The sequence below is a fragment of the Lysobacter sp. TAB13 genome (genome assembly GCF_052113885.1).
Classification (GTDB): Bacteria; Pseudomonadota; Gammaproteobacteria; order Xanthomonadales; family Xanthomonadaceae; genus Lysobacter; species Lysobacter gummosus.
This window is the reverse complement of record NZ_JBFRDR010000102.1, coordinates 1-578: the sequence shown is the minus strand read 5'-3', so window position 1 is coordinate 578 and position 578 is coordinate 1. Positions and strand designations below refer to the sequence as shown.

The 578-nt window shown below is 73.5% G+C and carries 1 protein-coding gene; it reads left to right on the top strand.

What is annotated here, in order from left to right; all coding sequences use genetic code 11:
- Positions 1–578 (top strand): hypothetical protein (locus AB4Y92_RS25320; protein WP_441822120.1); only part of this gene is annotated, 578 nt, incomplete at both ends.

The window sequence follows — 578 nt, the reverse complement described above, 5'->3', positions numbered from 1 at the left end:
AGCTTGAGAAGGTCCGGCGCGACACCGAGCTGCAGATGGCAGAGCTGAGGAGGCAGGCGGAGTCCGCGAGGACGGTGGACGCCACCAGGACCGCAGACGCCACCAAGGCTGCCGATGCCCTGAACCAGGAGCGCGAGCAGGTGGCCGCACTCTCCCGGCAGGTCGCAGCCGCGCGGCAGGAGCAGGCTTCCGGCATGGCGCAGCAGCGCCAGGCTCTCGACGAGGAGCGGGCCCGCAGCGCCGCGCTCGCCGACGAGCTGGCGACGGCGCAGCGCGACAGGGAGATCCTGGTGGCAGAGCTGCGCAAGGCGAGCGAGGGGGCCGCCCAGGCCAGGCCGGCGGAGGTCGCAACCGGCGTGACTGCGCAAGCCGACGAGCGCGGGCAGGCGGCGGCACTCGCCGTCGAGGTCGCTTCCGTGCGCGAGGCCTTGGTGACGAGCACAGCGCAGCAGCGCCAGGCGCTCGACGAGGAACGCGCCCGCAGCGCCACGCTCGCCGAGGAACTGGCGAAGGCACAGCGCGAAGCCGGGACGCAGGCTGCGGAGCTGCGCAAGGCGTATGAGGACGCAGCCGAGCTC